The sequence below is a fragment of the Candidimonas humi genome (assembly GCF_019166065.1).
GTDB classification, from domain to species: Bacteria; Pseudomonadota; Gammaproteobacteria; order Burkholderiales; family Burkholderiaceae_B; genus Candidimonas; species Candidimonas humi.
Map to the genome: position 1 here is coordinate 16,054 of NZ_JAHTBN010000008.1, position 16,466 is coordinate 32,519.

A 16,466-nucleotide genomic window follows, 5' to 3' on the forward strand; every position below is an offset into this window, starting at 1 on the left:
CCGCCCGCCCTGCGTCAGGCCGCGGCCCGCCAGATTTCGTCCAGCAAGCGGGCCGTGCCGCCGCTGCGGCCCAGCAAGGCCGACAGGTGCCGCACCCGCTTCAGATAGAAATGCACCGGGCACTCCCAGGTCATGCCCATGGCGCCATGCGCCTGCAGGGCGTGGGCGGCCGCCCGGCCGGCCCCCTCCACCGCCAGCAACTGCGCCACGGCCAGCGCCAGCGCGACATCGGCGCCGGGCCGGTCCAGCGCGTCGCCCAGCGCCTGCAAAGCCAGGCCGGCATCGTCCAGGGCCATCCAGTCGCCGGCCAGCGTGTGCTTGACGGCCTGGTTCACGCCTATGGGCTGGCCGAACTGCACGCGCTCGCGGGCATGCCCCACGGCCAGGTCCAGCGCCGCGCGCCCCGCACCCAGGATTTCCGCGATGCTCATCGCGCGCCGGCGCAGGCACAGCATGCGCCACGCGTCCTCGCTGCAGTCCGCCAGGCGCTGCGATTGCACCGGCGCGGCCTCGGGGCGCGCCGTCATGATCAGAGGGTCGATGCCATGCCGCGGCGCCCGCAGGGCGTACAGCTCGCCGTAAAGGCCGCCGTCGGCGTGGCGCAGCGCCAGTCCGAGCGAACCCGGCAGCGCATAGCACGCCAGCGGCTCGCCGCGCGAATCGGCAGCTATGGGCGCGCAACAGACATCGCCCGCAAACCATCGCCGCAAGTGCCCGGCCACGGCGCCCGCCGCATCGGAGCCGGCCTCGTCCACGCCTATCGTCGCGGCCAGGACCATCGCGTCCGACAAGGGCGCCTCGAGCAGCCCGCGGCCGTAGCGTTCGGCCATCGCCAAGGCCTCGCCCATGCCCAGTTCCATTCCGCCCCGGGACTCGGGGGCCAGGGCCAGCGGCCATCCCATGTCGGCGCACAGGCGCCAGATCTCGCCCACGGGCCGCCTGGGCTGTCCGGCGCCATGCAAATCGTCCAGCAGGCGCGAGACCGACTCGGCCAGCGCCAGGCGCTCTGCGGCGTTCAAGCTGTTCATGGCTGCACTCCCTTGGGCAGGCCCAATACTCTTTCGGCGATGATGTTGCGCTGGATTTCCGAGGTGCCGGCCAATATGGTCTCGGCGCGCGACGACAGATAGGCGCGCACCAGCTCGGCGGCCTGCGGGTCGCGCTGCGCATCGCCGGTGCACACGCGGTCGCCCAGCAGTTCCACGGCAAAGTCCAGCAGCGATTGATGCGCCTCGCTCCAATGTATCTTGGTCGAAGAGGCTTGCGGCCCGGGCGGCTCGCCCGTGGCGGCCGCCGCCAGCGCGCGCCGCGATTTCAGGTCCAGCACGTGGCTGTCCACTGCCAGCCGCGCCCAGCGCCGCTCGAGCTCGGCGCCGTCCGCCGCGGCCAGGCCGCCGGCGCGTTCGCGCAGCAGTTCGCGCACCCACATCAATTCGCGGCGGAACTTCACCAGGCGCGGAATGAAATACGTCCCGCGCTCGAAGCTGGCCGCGCTCATGGCGATCTTCCAGCCCTGGTTTTCTTCGCCCACCAACGCTTCGGCCTCGACCCGCGCGTCCTCGAAAAAAACCTCGCAGAATTCCGCGTCGCCGGTGATCTGCCGTATGGGCTGCACGCGTACGCCCGGCTGGCGCATGTTGACGAGCAGGAAGCTCAGCCCCCGATGCCGCTGCTGGGCGGGATCGGTGCGCGCCAGGACGAAGCACCAGTCGGCCTGGTCGGCGAAGGACGTCCAGATCTTGTGGCCGTTGAGCACATAGCCCTGGCCGTCGCGCCGCGCGCGGGTGCGCACTGCAGCAAGGTCCGAGCCGGCCTGGGGCTCGGAATAGCCCTGGCACCAGATTTCGCGATTGCTCAATATTCCGGGCAGGAACCTCTGTTTCTGGGCCTCGGTCCCGTAATGGATCAGGGTCGGCGCCAGAATGCCGTGGCCTATGAGATTGACGCCCAGCGGCGCCCCGCATTCGGCATGCTCCTCATGGAAAATGGCCTGCCGGGCGAGATCCAGCTCGTGGCCGCCGTAGCGGCGGGGCCAGCCCAGGCCGGCCAGGCCGGCGGCGCACAAGCGGTCTTCCCAGGCGCGGCGCAGCGCCAGGCCGTGGGGATCCTCGGCGGCGGGCCGGCCGGCGACGAATTCCGCATACTCGCGCCTTAGCTGCTCGCGCACGCATGCGCGAAACTGCGCCGGATCCTCAGGAAAGTCCGGCGCCGCCATGCGTGCCGGACCATGCTGCGTCTCAATCGACACGGATGTTTCCTTCACGGGCGACCTTGTTCCAGGTCTTGATGTCCTTGGCGATGAAGCGCCCGAACGCCTGGGGATCGCTGCCTATGGCATCCAGGCCCAGGGTGACGAACTTGGCCTTGACCTGCGGCTCCTGCAGGATCTGGGCTACGTTCTTGTAGATCGTGTCGACGATGGGAGCGGGCGTGCCGGCCGGCGCGACCAGGCCCAGCCAGGGCATGGCGGCGAAGCCGGGAACCGCGGTGGCGATGGGCGGCAGGCCGGGCACCGAAGGCGAAGGCTGCTCGGTAGTCACCGCCAGCGCGCGCACTTTGCCGCTGCGCACGAAGGGGCCCGAAGACGCCCAGGCATCGAACATGACCTCCACGCGGCCCGCCACCAGGTCGGTCAGCGCCTGGGAGCTGCCTTTGTAGGGAACCTGCTCCATCTTCACGCCCGAAGTGCTCTTGAAGAGCTCGGCCTCGAGCTGCGTGGAAGTGCCCACGCCCACGGAAGCGTAGCTGACTTTTCCTGGATGGGCCTTGAGATAGGCGATCAGCTCGCCCACGGTCTTGACGGGCAGCGCGGGATTGACCTCGAGCACGTGCACCACGGAAGCCACCTGGGTGACGGGCGTGAAGTCCTTGACCGGATCGTAGTCGACCTTGCGATAGACGCTGGGCGCGATGCCCAGCGACGAGGCCGCCAGCAGGAAGGTGTAGCCGTCGGGCTTGGCGCGCGCCACATAATTGGATGCGATGATGGTGCCCGCGCCCGGCTTGTTTTCCACTATCACGGACTGATGCAAACGGGTCGACAGGCGCTCGGCCAGCAGCCGCCCCAGGATGTCGGTGGCCCCGCCCGGCGAAAACGGCACCACAATGGTGATGGGCCGTTGCGGATAGGCGTCCGCGGCGGCGTGGGCGGTCGCCGCGGCCAGGCCGAGGCCCGCGGCGGCAAGCAGTTTCCGGACAAAATATTTAGGTGTCATTCGAGTCTCCTGTGTAGTCGTTGCGTGCATGTTCGATTGTTTGCGTGTTGCTTGTGTGCGAATGTGCCGGCGCGCGGATGGCCGCCGGCTACGCCATGGCTGCGCGGTGCGATGCCTGGCCGGATTCCGGGCAGGCATCGGCCGCGAGCAGCAGCGCATCCAGGGCTACCGCGCCCTGTCCTTGTGGCCGCACCCACAAGGGATTGACTTCTATTTCCGCGACCTGTGCCGGCGCGGCCACGAGCGCGTCGCCGATGGCGACCATCGCTTCGCAGGCCGCATCGACGTCATAGGCCGGCATGCCGCGAAAGCCTTCGAGCAAGGGGAAGATCCTCAGCCCGCGCAGCATGCGCGCGGCGGCGGCGCGATCCAGCGGCAGCAGGCCGTGGCTCGTGTCCTGGTAGATCTCGGTCAGCACCCCGCCCATGCCGACGGTCAGCATGGGCCCGAATACAGGATCGCGGCGCGCGCCTACGATCAATTCCATGCCCCGCCGCTCCATCTTCTGCACCAGCAGGCCCGCCACGGCGATGTCCGGCCGGGCAGCGCGCACGGACTGCAGCATGCGTTGCGCGGCCGCGCGCAACGCGGCCTCGTCGGCCAGGTTCAGCGCCACGGCGCCCAGTTCGGTCTTGTGCGCGACATGCGCGCTGAGCAGCTTCAGCACCACCGGATAGCCCAATCGGCCGGCGATCGCGCAAGCCTCGTCGACATCCGCTGCGCCGGCTTCCTGCGGGCATTGCAGGCCGAAGCCGGCCAGGTAGCGGCGCGCATCGAGTTCGTGCGCGGGCAGCGGCGGCAAAGCCGCGGCGCCCGCCGGCGGCACGCGTACGGCCCATGCCCGAACCTGCTTCCTGCGTTCGCACCAGGTCAGGTACGGCCCCAGCGCCGACACTGCGACGCCCAGGTCTTCGAACACCGCCACCTCGGCGGCGCGCAATGCATCGCGGCATTTCGCCTGCCCGGTGTCTATGGCCGCGATCAGGCGCGGGTGGCGCTGCGCGACTTCCGCGATGGCATCGGCCATGCGGTCGAGCATGTAGCCCGGCGCGTAGATCACCACCGCGTCGACCGCCGGGGTGCTGGCCAAGGATTCCAGCACCGTGCGCACAAACCCCGGGTCGTTGACCACGTTGCCCGTGACATCCACGGGATTGCCCACCATGCCGTAGTCCGGTATGCCCGCGCGCAACACGGCCTGCACGGCTTCGGGCAGGTCGGGCAGTTCGAGCCCGGCTTCGATGAAGCGATCGGCCAGTATGGCGCCCAGGGCGCCGGACATCGTGATGACTGCCACGCGCCGGCCGCCGCCGCGATGCCTGAGCTGCGCCAGCCGGGCCAGCCATGCCATCTGGGCGAAGTCGCGCGCCTCGATCACATTCAGTTGTTCGAAGGCCGCCCGATAGACGCGACGATCGCCGGCCAAGGCCGAGGTATGCGAGCGTACCGCCTGCGCCCCCTTGTCGGTGGCGCCCGCCTTCAAGGCTACCAGCACCTTGTCCTGCTGCTGCAAGCTGCGGCACGCGCGCATGAAGCCCGGGCCGTCGCGCAATTGCTCCATATAGCCCAGCACGATTTCCGTATGCGGATCCTCGGCCAGGTACTGCAAGTATTCGGCAAAATCCACGCAGGCCTCGTTGCCTGTGTTGATGAACTGCGACACCGGCAGGTCCAGCTTCCTGAGCAGGCCGTACAGCGCCGAGCAGACGTTGCCGCTTTGCGTCAGCAGGCTGACCCGGCCCGGCTCCTGCTGCATGGGCGATGTCTTGAAAACCGAAGCGAAGGCGGTGTGGGCCTGGGTATTGAGATTGGCCAGCCCCATGCAATTGGGCCCTGCCACCACCATGCCGGAAAGCGCGGCGAATTCCTCGATCTCGCGCTGCAGCGCCATTCCCGCCTCGTTCTGCTCGGCAAAGCCGGCTGCGTAGACGATGGCCGACTTGGCGCCGCGGCTGCGGCAGCGCCGCAGCATGGGCAGCACGTCCTGCGCGCCGATGGCCAGCACGGCCAGATCCACGGGCTGCGGGACCGATTCGATATCGGGCCAGCATTCCAGCCCGAAGGCGCTGGAATACTTGGGATTGACGGGGTAGATTTTTCCCGCGTAGCCGTAGCGCGTCAGCAGTTCGATCGGCATGCCGCCGATCCGCCCCGGATCGGTGCTGGCGCCGATGATGGCGATGGAGGACGGATTGAGCAAGGGTTCGAGCCTGTGCGTCATGCGCTGGCTCCCGTCTTGTTGCGCTGTATCGCCGCGGCCAGGCCGCGGTCGCGCACCGCGCGGAATTCCTCGCTCATGTGCGAAAGCTGGTGCGTGTCGAAGTGCGCCTCCAGGGCCGAACGCAGGCCCTGGATATCGAGCGTGCGGTTCAAGGAGCGCTTCACCAGGCGCAAGCCGAAAGGCGGCGCCTGCGCCACGCGCTGCGCCAGTTCCCAGGCGCTGGCCTGCAAGTCGGCGGCCGGCACCACGCGGTTGACCATGCCGATCTCCTGCGCCTCGAGCGCGCCGAGCTTTTCGCCGGTGTAGAGCATTTCCTTGGCCTTGCGCAGGCCCATGACCCAGGGATGGATCAGCACCTCGGTGGCGGCCGCGGCCAGCGTATGGCAGACCGGATCGGAAAAATACGCGTTCTCCGCGCATATCAACAGGTCGCACATATTGGCGATCATGAAGCCGCCGGCCACGCAGGCGCCCTGCACGGCGCATATCGTGGGCCTGGGAAAATCCCAGATGCGCAGGCAATAGCCGTAATAGCGCAGCGACTCGTATTCCCAGCGCTGCTCGACGGAGAACCCGGCGCGGCTGGCCTGGGCTTCCTTGAGATCGTGGCCGGCCGAGAAATGCTCCCCTTCGGCGGCGATGATCACTACCCGCACCTGCTCGTCGCGCGCGGCCTCGTCCATTGCGTGATCGAGTTCGTCCAGCAACTGGCGGCTTTGCGCGTTGCGCGCCGCCACCCGCGCCAAAGCGATGCGCCTGACCGCGTCGCGCTGCTCGATGACTATCGTCTGGTAATCCACGTGAGCCCCTCCTCCTGCAATGTCCATAGAATTCGCGTGGCTTGAATTAGGCTCCAGTGGTTCCTACAATACAAAATAAATTTTCTATTTTTCCCACAATATGGACATTAAATCGAAAGGCGGTACGCAAAGCATACGCAGGGCCCTGCATCTGCTGCGCCTGATCGCCCAGAACGAAGACTCGGGGCTGTCGCTGCAAGAACTGACGCAGCTCAGCGGCCTGGAACGCTCGACCGCCCACCGCGTCGTTGCTTGCCTGATGGACGAAAACTTCGTGCGCAAAGATGCCGCCAGCAAGCGCTACGAGTTGGGCATAGACGCCATGCAGATAGGCTTTTCGGCCATGCACCGCATCCCCATCGCAGACGAGCTGCGCCCCCTGGCCAAGCGGCTGTGCCGGCTGTCCGACGATACGGTCTTCCTGGTGGCGCAGCAAGGCGACCACGCCCTGTGCCTGGCGCGCGAACACGGCGATTTTCCCGTGCGCATCTTCACGATAGACGCCGGCGAAAAACGGCTCATGGGCATAGGCGCGGGCGGCCTGGCGCTGATAGCCGGCTATTCCGACGAAGAAATTGCCCATATCCACGCGCGCCACACGGAAGAATACGAGCAGGCAGGGCTGCCGCTGCGCACATTGATGCTCAAGGCGCGGCAAACGCGCCGCAACGGCTATTCGGAAATCGTCGACGGCATCACACAGGGGGTATCGGGCGTGGGCTACGCCTTTTCCCTGTCGCAAATCACGCGGGTGGCGATCAGCTTCGGCGCGATCAATCCGCGGCTCGATGCCGCGAGACGCAAGCAAATGGGAGAACTCCTGGCGCGCGAATGCAAGGCCTGGGTGCAGGCAAGGCAGCAGGCCGGCGCCTGAATCCTGATCGATGCAAGGGCCGCCTTTCGCGCGGCATGCGCGCCGCAAGGCGGCTTGGCTTGCAATGACGCCTCGCGCCGGCGCGTCAGTCCCGCGGGCCGTAGATCATCGCGGGCCCGAGCACGCGCACGCCGACGCGGTCGCCGATGCGGTATTCGAACGGGTAATGGGCCCGGACCAGGAACTCGATGAGCGGCGGCTCGCCGTCCTGCGCACCGGCCTCGCCCGCCGCCTGCGGCGCGGGCTCCAGGACCACGGTCAGGCTCGAATACTGGCCGTGGAAGGCGATGTCGGTGATCCTGGCCGCCTTGCCCTGCTCGGGCCCGGCCAGCCGCAGTTGTTCGTGGCGCAGCATCACGCGCACCGCGGTTTCGCCGTCGCAATGGTTGGCGACGGCTATCGGGCCCAGCGCCGTCTGCGCCATGCCGTCGCGCAGCACGCCGTCGAGAAACACCGCGCTGCCTACCAGTTGCGCGGTCTGCACGTCCACCGGCCGGCGATAGACGCGCACCGGCTCGTCGAACTGCACGATGCGCCCGTCGCGCATCACGGCCACGCGGTCCGATGAGACAAAGGCCTCGTTCTGATCGTGGGTCACCAGCAGCACGGTGGCGCCCAGGCGGCGCAACAGCGCCATGACGTCCTGGCAGATGGTGGCGCGCAGCGCCGCATCCAGGGCATTGAAAGGCTCGTCCAGCAGCAGCATGCGCGGCCCCGGCGCCAGCGCGCGGGCCAGCGCCACGCGCTGCTGCTGGCCGCCCGAAAGCTGCTGCGGCATCAGGGCGCGCAGTTCGGCGATGCCGGTCAGTTCCAGCATGTGCTCCACGGCACGCTTGCGCTCCGGCCCCTTGGGCAGGCCGAAGCCGATATTGTCGTAGACGCTCAAATGCGGAAACAGCGCGCCTTCCTGCGGCACGTAGCCGATGTGGCGCTTCTCGGCGGCGACGAATACCCGGCCATCGGCCATCAACTGGCCCGACACGCTGATGCGCCCTGCGTCCGGGCGTTCGAAGCCCGCAATCAGGCGCAGCAGCGTGGTCTTGCCGCAGCCCGAAGGGCCCAGCAGCGACACCACCTGGCCCGGCTCGACGACGCAGTCCACGTCCTGCAGCACCTTGCGGGCGCCAAAGGATTTCTGCACCTGCTGTACTTGCAGGGTGGCGGGCTGGGATTCAGTGCGCATCGAAATAGACGGCCTTGCGCAGGATATGCACGGGTATGCCGGAAATGAGTATGAGTACGGCGGCGTACGGAGCGGCCGCCGCGAAGGCGGAGTTATTGGTCGCCGACCAGACCTGCATCGACAAGGTGTCCACGCCTATGGGCGCGAGGATCAGCGTGGCGGTCAGCTCTTTCATGAGCTGCAGGAACACCAGGGCGCCGCCGGCCGCCACGCCCGGCGCGATACAGGGCAGCGTGATTTTACAGAAAACCGACCATGGGCTGTGGCCCAGGGCCCGCCCCACGTCCTCCAGGCCCGTGGGCAGTTGCTCGAGCGACGCGCGCACCGAGGCCTGCGCCAGCGGCAGATAAAGCACCACATAAGCGACCAGGATCAGGAGCCAGCTCTGGTAGGCCCATGACACATAAGTGATCGAGAAGAAGGCCAGCGACAAGGCGATCACCAGCCCCGGCAATGCGTGCACGACATAGGGGATGCGATCGAGCCAGTCCCCGAACAGGGCTTTGTAGCGCATGGCGGCCAAGACCAGGGGCACGGTGCACAGCACCGTGCACAGCGCGCCAGCCAGCGACAGCGAGAGCGAATCGCCGGTGGACGCCGCCAGGGCGCCCCAGTCCACCCCGGCCGAGGTGCCATGCGTCAGCCAGTACGCCAAGGTGCCCAGCGGCACCAGCAGGGCCAGCACCATCAATGCAGCAAAAGCCGCCAGCACCGGCCAGCGCCAGCGGCCCAGCGGCACGCGGGTTACTGTCCGGCGCGCGCCCTTGCCCACCTTGGCCAGGCGCGCGCCGCCGCGCACCCGCAGTTCGAACACGATCAGCGGCACGCACAAGAGCAGCAGTACGAAAGCCAGCAAGGCGGCCGAGGCATTGCTGAATTCCAGTTCGTACTCTTCGAAGATGGCGGTGGTGAAGGTCTGGTAGCGCAACAAGGCAAGAGCGCCGAATTCGGCCAGCATGTGCAGGCCCACCAGCAAGGCGCCGGCGCCCAGCGCCGGCTTGAGCTGCGGCAGCACTACCTGCAGGAAGGTCTGCCAGCGGTTGCGGCCGAGCGACTGGCTTACCTCTTCGAGCGCCGGGTCCAGTCCGCGCAGCGCGGCGGACACCGGCAGATACACCAGCGGATAAGTGGCCAGGGTCAGGATCAGCACCGCGCCGCCGTAGCCCTCGAATATCGGGCTGATGGACACCCAGGTGTAGCTGCCGACAAAAGCCGGAATGGTCAGCGGCATGCTGAGCAGTACCGCCCAGGCCTGGCGGCCGGGCAGATCGGTGCGCTCCACGCACCACGCCGCGCCGGCGCCCAGCAGCACCGTGGCGGCCGTCACCGAGACCATCAGCGCAACGGTATTGAACAGCAATTGCGCCACACGCGGGCGCCAGAGCAGATCGAAGCCGCGCGTGAACCCCACCTGCCCGGCGCGCCAGATGACATACAGGAATGGCAGGCAGACGGCCGCCAGTACCAGCGCAATGACGACGCTGTGCAGGAAAGAAGGCAGGCGGCCCGAGCGCCTTGCATAACCGCAACGGCGCCATGCCGCCGCGACCGCATGGGCTACCATCGATGCCTGTTCACATTGAATTCAATATCAAGCTGCCGAGGCCGGGCGGGGCCCTAGCTCAGGCCGGCTTCGCGGATCAGCTCGGTGGCCTCGTGCGCGTCGCCCAGGTCGGCGGGCGATATGGCCGGAGGATCGAGCTCGCTGAACGGCTTCAGGTCGAAGGGCGACTTGATGCTGTGGTTCACGGGATATTCGGCCACGTCGTCGACGATGGTCTGCTGCCCCTGCGGGCTGGCCAGGAAGGCCACGAACTTCTGCGCGAGTTCCTGGTGCTTGCTGGCCTTGAGCACGCCTATGCCCGAGAAGGTGATGAGCGCGCCGGGGTCTTTGTGCCCGACGTAGTCCAGCGCCGAATGCATGTTCTTGGCGCCCTTTTCCTTGGCCAGCGCATACCAGTAATAGTTGTTGATGAGCGCGACTTCGACCTCGCCGCGCTCCACGCCTTGCAGCGCCGCCATGTTCTTGTTGTAGGCCTTGCCGTATTTCTTCAGGCCCTTGAGCCAGGCCAGCGCGGCATCGCGCCCCTTGAGCTTGGCGATAGCCACGACCTGTTCCTGGAATGCCCCGCTGGTGGGCACGAAACCGATTTTGCCGGCCCACTTGGCGGTGGCGTAATCCAGCACCGAAGGCTCGAGCTGGCTGGGCTTGAGCTTGGCCTTGTCGTAGGCCACCACGCGCGTGCGCGCCGAGGTGGCCATCCAGTCGCCGTTGGCGGCGTGGTAGTCGCCCGGCAGCAGCGCCAGGGTCTTGGGATCTATGGGCGCGAGCAGCCCTTTCTCGGCCAGTGCGGCCAGCGGCGGGGTTTCTTCGGAATAGAACAGATCGGCCGGCGACTTGGCGCCTTCCTCGACCAGCAGATTGGCCAGTTGCGAGCTGGAGCCGTTGCGCAGTTCCACCTTGATGCCGGTGGCCTTTTCGAAGGCCTTGGCCGCGCCCTGCGCGGTGACCTTGTGCTGGCCGTTGTATATCACCAGGGTCTGCGCGCCCGCTTGCGCACCGAAGACGGCAGCGACGGAAAAAGAAGCCGCCGCCCAGAATTTGCTGGACAGTATGTTCATGGAAATTCGCACTCTTGGGTTTGAGAATGATTATTGTTTTTATTATTTCATTGAGGACACACTGCGTCAAATGCGCCGCGCCGCCGTTGCCGCGCTACGCCATGGCTATTGCGCAGCCAGTTCGGCCAATGCCTCGCGCACTTGCGGCAGATGCTCGGCGGCCAGACGCACCACCACCCTGCCCTCGACGCTGAGGGCCGCCGATTGCCCGTCCAGGCTCAACAGTTCGTCGAGCGCGCTGCCGCGCAAGGCCTGGATGACACGGCCCGCGGCCTTGGGATCGTCGAAAGTCTCGGACAGCAGCAGCTCCTGGCCGTCGGTGCCCAACAGGCGAAAGCGGAACAGGCCCTGCTCGTCGCGGAAGCTGACGAAGCGCGCCTTGCCGCCCGCCGCCCCCTTGTCCTTGGCTGCGCCCCGGGCAGCCGGCTTGGCAGGGGCACGCAGCCCCACGGCCTCGCGCAGCCGCGCCATGAAGGGCCCGGACAGCTTGCGCGCCTTGGCCGCGCCGGCTTGCAGGATGTCCTCGATGCGCTCGGGCTTGGCCATCAGCTCGGCGTAGCGCTCGCGCATGGGCGCCAGTTCTTGTTCGATACGCTCGCACAACAACTGCTTGGCGTCGCCCCAGCCCAGGCCCTGCTCTAGCTGGGCGCGGAACTGCGCCGATTCCGCGGTGCTGGCGAAAGCGCGGTAGATGGTGTACAGGTGCGAGCCTTCCGCGTCCTTGGGCTCGCCGGGCGCGCGCGAATCGGTGACGATGCGCAGCACCGCGGCGCGCAGCGCGCGGGCGCCGCCCTCGAACAGCGGGATGGTGTTGTCGTAGCTCTTGGACATCTTGCGCCCGTCCAGCCCCGGCAGGGTCGCCACGTCCTCTTCGATCTGCACTTCGGGCAGCACGAAGTATTCGCCGCCGTACAAATGGTTGAAGCGCTGCGCGATATCGCGCGTCATTTCCAGGTGCTGGATCTGGTCGCGGCCCACCGGCACCTTGTTGGCATTGAACATCAGGATGTCGGCGGCCATCAGGATGGGATACGAGAACAGGCCCATGGTGACGCCGTCGTCGGGGTCGACCTGCTTGAGCAGGTTCTGGTCCACCGAGGCCTTGTAGGCATGCGCACGATTCATCAGGCCCTTGGCGGTGACGCAGGTCAGCATCCAGCACAGTTCCGGGATCTCGGGGAGGTCGGACTGGCGGTAGAAGGTGACGCGTTCCACGTCCAGCCCCGCCGCGATCCAGGTGGCGGCGATTTCCAGGCGCGAGCGCGCGATGCGCTGCGGATCGTCGCACTTGATCAAGGCATGGTAGTCGGCCAGGAAGAAGAAGGCGTCGACGCCGGCCTGCGTGCTGGCGCGGATGGACGGGCGTATGGCCCCCGCATAATTGCCCAGGTGGGGAGTTCCGGAGGTGGTGATGCCTGTCAATACGCGGGTGTTCATGGCGAGAGGATGTTTGAGCAATGGTTGAATCGCGGGGGCGGGTCAGAGCGTGGCGGCCTGCCGGCGTTCGGCCTGCAGGTATTCGGGCGACTGCATCTCCATGATGCGGGAGACGGTGCGCACGAATTCGTGGGCCAGCGCCCCATGGGTGTAGAGCTGGTCGGGCTCGCATTCGGCCGAAATGATCAGCTTGATCCTGTGATCATAGAACACGTCGACGAGCCAGGTAAAACGCCGCGCCTCGGAAGCATGGCGCGGCCCCATGCACGGTACGTCCGACAGAATCACGGTATGGAAGCGGCTGGCCAGTTCCAGGTAGTCGATCTGCGAGCGCGGGCCGCCGCACAGCGTGGCGAAGTCGAACCATGCCACGCTGCCGCTGACCGCGATCGCCTTGAGCGGGCGATTGGCCACGGTCAGCATCGGATCCTGCGGCGCGGTATCCGACAGGCGCTCGAAGGCTTCGCGCAGCTCGGCATTGGTCTGGGCCGTGATGGGGGTATGGTACATGCGCAGTTGCTGCAGCGTGATGCGGCGGTAATCGACGCCGCCGTCCACGTTGAGGATGTCCATGCGCTGGCGGATCAGCTCGATGGCCGGCAGCAGGCGCTCGCGCTGCAGTCCATCGGGATACAGGGTCGAAGGCTCGTAGTTCGAGGTCATCACGAACGACACGCCGGCCTCGAACAGGCGCAGCAGCAGCCGGTACAGGATCATCGCATCGGCGATGTCCGACACATGGAACTCGTCGAAGCATATCAGGCGGTAGCGGCGCGCCACCCGCCTGGCCACTTCGTCCAGGGGATTTTCCCTGCCCTTGACCTCCTGGAGCTCGCGGTGCACGCCCTGCATGAACTCATGGAAGTGCAGGCGCGTCTTGCGCTTGACCGGCACGGTCAGGTAGAAAGCATCCATCAGGAAGCTCTTGCCCCGCCCCACGTCGCCCCACAGGTAGACGCCGCGCGGCACCTCCGGGTGATTGAACATGCGCTTGAGCCGCGTGGCACGCGCCCGCCGGTACGCCACCCAGTCGTCGTAATAGCGCTGCAGCCGCTCGACCGCGGCCAGTTGCGCCGAATCGGGACGGTAGCCGTGTTGCGCCAGCGCCTGCTGGTAATACTCGCGTACGTTCATGGGGTTCGGTAATCGGGATCGGGAATCGAGGCTAGGCGGATTTTAGTATCTCGCCCGCGCGGCCGCCGCAACGGCCGGGCGGACGGCGCCGGGGTATGCTCGCGGCGCACACGTAAACAGGGCGGACCAGTGTCCGCCCTGTTCGCATCCGCACCGCGGCGGCATGAAGGCGCGGTTTAGAAATTAAGCGCCCGCTTGTCCACCGCCAGGGCAGCTTCTTTCACGGCTTCCGACAGGGTCGGGTGCGCGTGGCAGATGCGGGCGATGTCTTCGGCCGCGCCGCGGAATTCCATGATGGTGACCGCTTCGGAGATCAGCTCGGAAGCCATGGGCCCGATGATGTGCACGCCCAGCACTTCGTCGGTCTTGGCATCGGCCAGGATCTTGGCGAAACCGGTGGTGTCGCCCAGCGCCCGCGCGCGCCCGTTGGCCAGGAACGGGAAGCTGCCGGCCTTGTACTCGCGGCCCTCGGTCTTGAGCTGCTGCTCGGTCTTGCCGACCCAGGCGATTTCCGGCGAGGTGTAGATGACCGAAGGAATCGTGCCGAAATTCACATGCCCGTGCTGGCCGGCGATACGCTCGGCCACGGCCACGCCTTCTTCCTCGGCCTTGTGGGCCAGCATCGGCCCGCGCACCACGTCGCCCACCGCCCAGACATTGGGCAGGTTGCTGCGGCAGTCTTCGTCGACCGCGACAAAGCCGCGCTCGTCCAGCTTCAGGCCGACCACTTCGGCGCCCAGGCCTTCGGTGCGAGGCACCCGGCCGATGGAGACGATGAGCTTGTCGACCACGAGCTTCTGTTCGGCGCCGGCGGCGTCGTTGTACGAGATGGTGACGTTGCGCGCCGCCGTCTTGACTTCGTTGATCTTGACACCGGTGTGTATGGCCAGGCCCTGCTTGGCGAAGGCCTTCTGCGCCTCTTTGGCGACCTGCTGGTCGGCCACCAACAGGAATTCGGGCAGCGCCTCGAGGATCGTGACCTCGGCGCCCAGGCGGCGCCACACGCTGCCCAGCTCCAGGCCGATCACGCCGGCCCCGATCACGCCCAGTTTCTTGGGCACTTCGGGTATGGACAGCGCGCCGTCGTTGGACAGGATCTGCTTCTCGTCGAAGGGCGCGCCGGGCAGCGCACGCGGCGAAGAGCCGGTGGCGACGATGACATGGCGCGCAACCAGGTCTTCTTCGGAAGCGCCCGACACCTTGATCGACCAACCGCCGTCGACCTGCGCGGCGAAGGAACCCATGCCGTGGAAGAACGTCACCTTGTTCTTCTTGAACAAGTACAAGATGCCGTCGTTGTTCTGCTTGACCACATTGTTCTTGCGGCCGAGCAGCGTGTCGAGCTTGAGCGTGGCGCCCTTGATCTCGATGCCGTGCTCGGCGAAATGATGCGTGGCCTGCTCGTAGTGTTCGGAAGACTGCAGCAAGGCCTTGGACGGAATGCAGCCCACGTTGGTGCAGGTGCCGCCAGGGGCGGGCTTGCCGTCGCCGGTGCTCCAGGCGTCGATGCAGGCCACGCTCATGCCCAGTTGGGCGGCGCGTATGGCGGCTATGTACCCGCCCGGCCCGGCGCCGATGACGACTACGTCGAATTGTTTAGCCATGTTCTTTACTCGCTATAGGGGTTGATGCGCGGGATCGATGCGCGGGGGGCCGGTGCGCACGCGCACCGGCGCAGGCGGCCGATGGCGGCCGCGCCGGCCAGGCGCCGCGATCCGTCGCGCGGTTCGCCGGCGCCGCCTTGCAACAGCTTGCTCAGACCTCGAGCAGCAGGCGCTGGGGATCTTCGAGCGCCTCTTTGATGGCCACCAGCGCCAGCACTGCTTCGCGGCCGTCGATGAGGCGGTGGTCGTAGGACAGGGCCAGGTAGTTCATGGGACGAATCACGATCTGGCCGTTTTCCACCACGGCACGGTCCTTGGTGGCGTGTATGCCCAGGATCGCCGCTTGCGGCGGGTTGATGATGGGCGTGGACAGCATCGAGCCGAACACGCCGCCGTTGGAAATCGAGAAGGTCCCGCCGGTGAGCTCTTCGAGCCCCAGCTTGCCGTCGCGCGCGCGCGCGCCGAAGTCGGCGATCTGCTTCTCGACATCGGCGATCGACATCTGGTCGGCATTGCGCAGGATGGGCACCACCAGGCCGCGCGGGCTGCCCACCGCGATGCCGATGTCGAAGTAGCCGTGGTAGATGATGTCCTTGCCGTCGACCGAGGCGTTGACCACCGGGTACTTCTTGAGCGCGGCGACCACGGCCTTGACGAAGAAGGACATGAAGCCGAGCTTGACGCCGTGTTCTTTTTCGAATTTTTCCTTGTACTTGCTGCGCAGGTCGATGACGCCCTGCATATTGACCTCGTTGAAGGTCGTCAGGATGGCGTTTTCAGCTTGCGATTGCAGCAGGCGCTCGGCCACGCGGGCGCGCAGGCGGCTCATGGGCACGCGCTGTTCGGGACGGCCGTCGAGCGACAGGGTGGGAGGCGCGACCGGCGCGGCGGCGGGCTTGGCCGCGGGGGCTGCGCCTGCAGCCAGGGCGTCGCCCTTGGTGATGCGCCCGCCCCTGCCGCTGCCTTCGACCGAGGCAGGGTCCACGCCCTTGTCGGCCAGGATCTTGCCGGCGGCGGGCGAAGCGATGGCCGAAGCGGCGGGGGCCGGTGCAGCGGCGGCCGCGGGAGCGGCTGCCGGAGCCGCAGCCGGCGCGGGCGCAGCGGCTGCAGCCGGGGCTGCGGCGGCCTTGGCATCGGTGTCGATGCGTGCCAGCACTTCGCCGGCGGTGACGGTGCTGCCGTCGCCCTTGACGATTTCCTTGAGCACGCCGGAGGCCGGCGCGGGCACTTCCAGCACGACCTTGTCGGTCTCGACTTCGATCAGGATTTCGTCGGCTTCCACGGCCTGCCCGGGCTGTTTCTTCCAGGTGAGCAGCGTCGCCTCGGATACAGACTCCGAAAGCTGAGGAACGAGAACGTCAGTAATAGCCATGATT

Annotated in this window: 13 protein-coding genes; 1 reads left to right on the plus strand and 12 read right to left on the minus strand. The window is 67.0% G+C overall.

All coding sequences use genetic code 11. The features are described 5' to 3' along the window. Positions 1-14: 14 nt before the first annotated feature. From KVP10_RS16255 to KVP10_RS16275, 5 genes are all read right to left on the minus strand, one after another. Positions 15-1,028 (minus strand): acyl-CoA dehydrogenase family protein, encoded by a 1,014-nt coding sequence (locus KVP10_RS16255; protein WP_217965674.1) that lies wholly within the window; start codon positions 1,026-1,028, stop codon positions 15-17. After that, the gene (locus tag KVP10_RS16260; RefSeq protein ID WP_217965851.1) at positions 1,025-2,215 is read right to left on the minus strand and encodes an acyl-CoA dehydrogenase family protein; all 1,191 of its coding nucleotides are present in this window, start codon (positions 2,213-2,215) and stop codon (positions 1,025-1,027) included. The genes KVP10_RS16255 and KVP10_RS16260 overlap by 4 nt, the downstream gene beginning before the upstream one ends. Positions 2,216-2,237: 22 nt before the next feature. Then, on the minus strand, positions 2,238-3,215 hold the full coding sequence (locus KVP10_RS16265; RefSeq protein ID WP_217965675.1) for a tripartite tricarboxylate transporter substrate binding protein: 978 nt from the start codon (positions 3,213-3,215) through the stop codon (positions 2,238-2,240). Between the two features lie 88 nt (positions 3,216-3,303). Further along, positions 3,304-5,436 carry an acetate--CoA ligase family protein gene (locus KVP10_RS16270; RefSeq protein WP_217965676.1) on the minus strand — a complete coding sequence of 711 codons (2,133 nt, stop codon included), beginning with the start codon at positions 5,434-5,436 and terminating at the stop codon, positions 3,304-3,306. Beyond that, on the minus strand, positions 5,433-6,263 hold the full coding sequence (locus KVP10_RS16275) for an enoyl-CoA hydratase (RefSeq protein ID WP_246600759.1): 831 nt from the start codon (positions 6,261-6,263) through the stop codon (positions 5,433-5,435). The genes KVP10_RS16270 and KVP10_RS16275 overlap by 4 nt, the downstream gene beginning before the upstream one ends. Before the next feature lie 73 nt (positions 6,264-6,336). Here KVP10_RS16275 and KVP10_RS16280 point away from each other — a divergent pair, with 73 nt between their 5' ends. Next, positions 6,337-7,110, plus strand: coding sequence for an IclR family transcriptional regulator (locus KVP10_RS16280; RefSeq protein ID WP_217965677.1), 774 nt, complete (start codon positions 6,337-6,339; stop codon positions 7,108-7,110). 85 nt (positions 7,111-7,195) lie between these two features. Here KVP10_RS16280 and KVP10_RS16285 read toward each other — a convergent pair whose 3' ends face one another. The 7 genes from KVP10_RS16285 to odhB form a co-directional block, all read right to left on the minus strand. Beyond that, positions 7,196-8,293 (minus strand): ABC transporter ATP-binding protein, encoded by a 1,098-nt coding sequence (locus KVP10_RS16285; RefSeq protein ID WP_217965678.1) that lies wholly within the window; start codon positions 8,291-8,293, stop codon positions 7,196-7,198. Next, positions 8,283-9,857, minus strand: a complete 1,575-nt coding sequence (locus KVP10_RS16290; RefSeq protein ID WP_217965679.1) for an ABC transporter permease — start codon at positions 9,855-9,857, stop codon at positions 8,283-8,285. Before KVP10_RS16290 ends, KVP10_RS16285 begins: the two co-directional genes overlap by 11 nt. A gap of 53 nt (positions 9,858-9,910) precedes the next feature. Next, positions 9,911-10,915 (minus strand): iron ABC transporter substrate-binding protein, encoded by a 1,005-nt coding sequence (locus KVP10_RS16295; RefSeq protein WP_217965680.1) that lies wholly within the window; start codon positions 10,913-10,915, stop codon positions 9,911-9,913. Positions 10,916-11,020: 105 nt separating this feature from the next. Continuing rightward, entirely contained in the window at positions 11,021-12,352 is a 1,332-nt protein-coding gene (locus tag KVP10_RS16300; protein ID WP_217965681.1) for a tryptophan--tRNA ligase, read from the minus strand. A 42-nt stretch (positions 12,353-12,394) separates the two neighbouring features. Further along, the gene (zapE, locus tag KVP10_RS16305; protein ID WP_217965682.1) at positions 12,395-13,486 is read right to left on the minus strand and encodes a cell division protein ZapE; all 1,092 of its coding nucleotides are present in this window, start codon (positions 13,484-13,486) and stop codon (positions 12,395-12,397) included. Between the two features lie 176 nt (positions 13,487-13,662). Then, a complete protein-coding gene (gene lpdA, locus KVP10_RS16310) occupies positions 13,663-15,090 on the minus strand; it encodes a dihydrolipoyl dehydrogenase (protein WP_217965683.1) in 1,428 nt (475 codons plus the stop codon). 151 nt (positions 15,091-15,241) lie between these two features. Continuing rightward, positions 15,242-16,462 carry a 2-oxoglutarate dehydrogenase complex dihydrolipoyllysine-residue succinyltransferase gene (odhB, locus tag KVP10_RS16315; protein WP_217965684.1) on the minus strand — a complete coding sequence of 407 codons (1,221 nt, stop codon included), beginning with the start codon at positions 16,460-16,462 and terminating at the stop codon, positions 15,242-15,244. Positions 16,463-16,466: the final 4 nt, after the last annotated feature.

Bases quoted from the DNA above. Each gene is read 5' to 3' on its own strand.
- KVP10_RS16280 (WP_217965677.1), top strand. From the start codon at position 6,337: ATGGACATTAAATCGAAAGGCGGTACGCAAAGCATACGCAGGGCCCTG.
- KVP10_RS16265 (WP_217965675.1), bottom strand. From the start codon at position 3,215: ATGACACCTAAATATTTTGTCCGGAAACTGCTTGCCGCCGCGGGCCTC.
- KVP10_RS16300 (WP_217965681.1), bottom strand. From the start codon at position 12,352: ATGAACACCCGCGTATTGACAGGCATCACCACCTCCGGAACTCCCCAC.
- KVP10_RS16295 (WP_217965680.1), bottom strand. From the start codon at position 10,915: ATGAACATACTGTCCAGCAAATTCTGGGCGGCGGCTTCTTTTTCCGTC.
- odhB (WP_217965684.1), bottom strand. From the start codon at position 16,462: ATGGCTATTACTGACGTTCTCGTTCCTCAGCTTTCGGAGTCTGTATCC.
- KVP10_RS16290 (WP_217965679.1), bottom strand. From the start codon at position 9,857: ATGGTAGCCCATGCGGTCGCGGCGGCATGGCGCCGTTGCGGTTATGCA.
- KVP10_RS16255 (WP_217965674.1), bottom strand. From the start codon at position 1,028: ATGAACAGCTTGAACGCCGCAGAGCGCCTGGCGCTGGCCGAGTCGGTC.
- lpdA (WP_217965683.1), bottom strand. From the start codon at position 15,090: ATGGCTAAACAATTCGACGTAGTCGTCATCGGCGCCGGGCCGGGCGGG.
- KVP10_RS16275 (WP_246600759.1), bottom strand. From the start codon at position 6,263: ATGGACATTGCAGGAGGAGGGGCTCACGTGGATTACCAGACGATAGTC.
- KVP10_RS16260 (WP_217965851.1), bottom strand. From the start codon at position 2,215: ATGGCGGCGCCGGACTTTCCTGAGGATCCGGCGCAGTTTCGCGCATGC.
- KVP10_RS16285 (WP_217965678.1), bottom strand. From the start codon at position 8,293: ATGCGCACTGAATCCCAGCCCGCCACCCTGCAAGTACAGCAGGTGCAG.
- KVP10_RS16270 (WP_217965676.1), bottom strand. From the start codon at position 5,436: ATGACGCACAGGCTCGAACCCTTGCTCAATCCGTCCTCCATCGCCATC.
- zapE (WP_217965682.1), bottom strand. From the start codon at position 13,486: ATGAACGTACGCGAGTATTACCAGCAGGCGCTGGCGCAACACGGCTAC.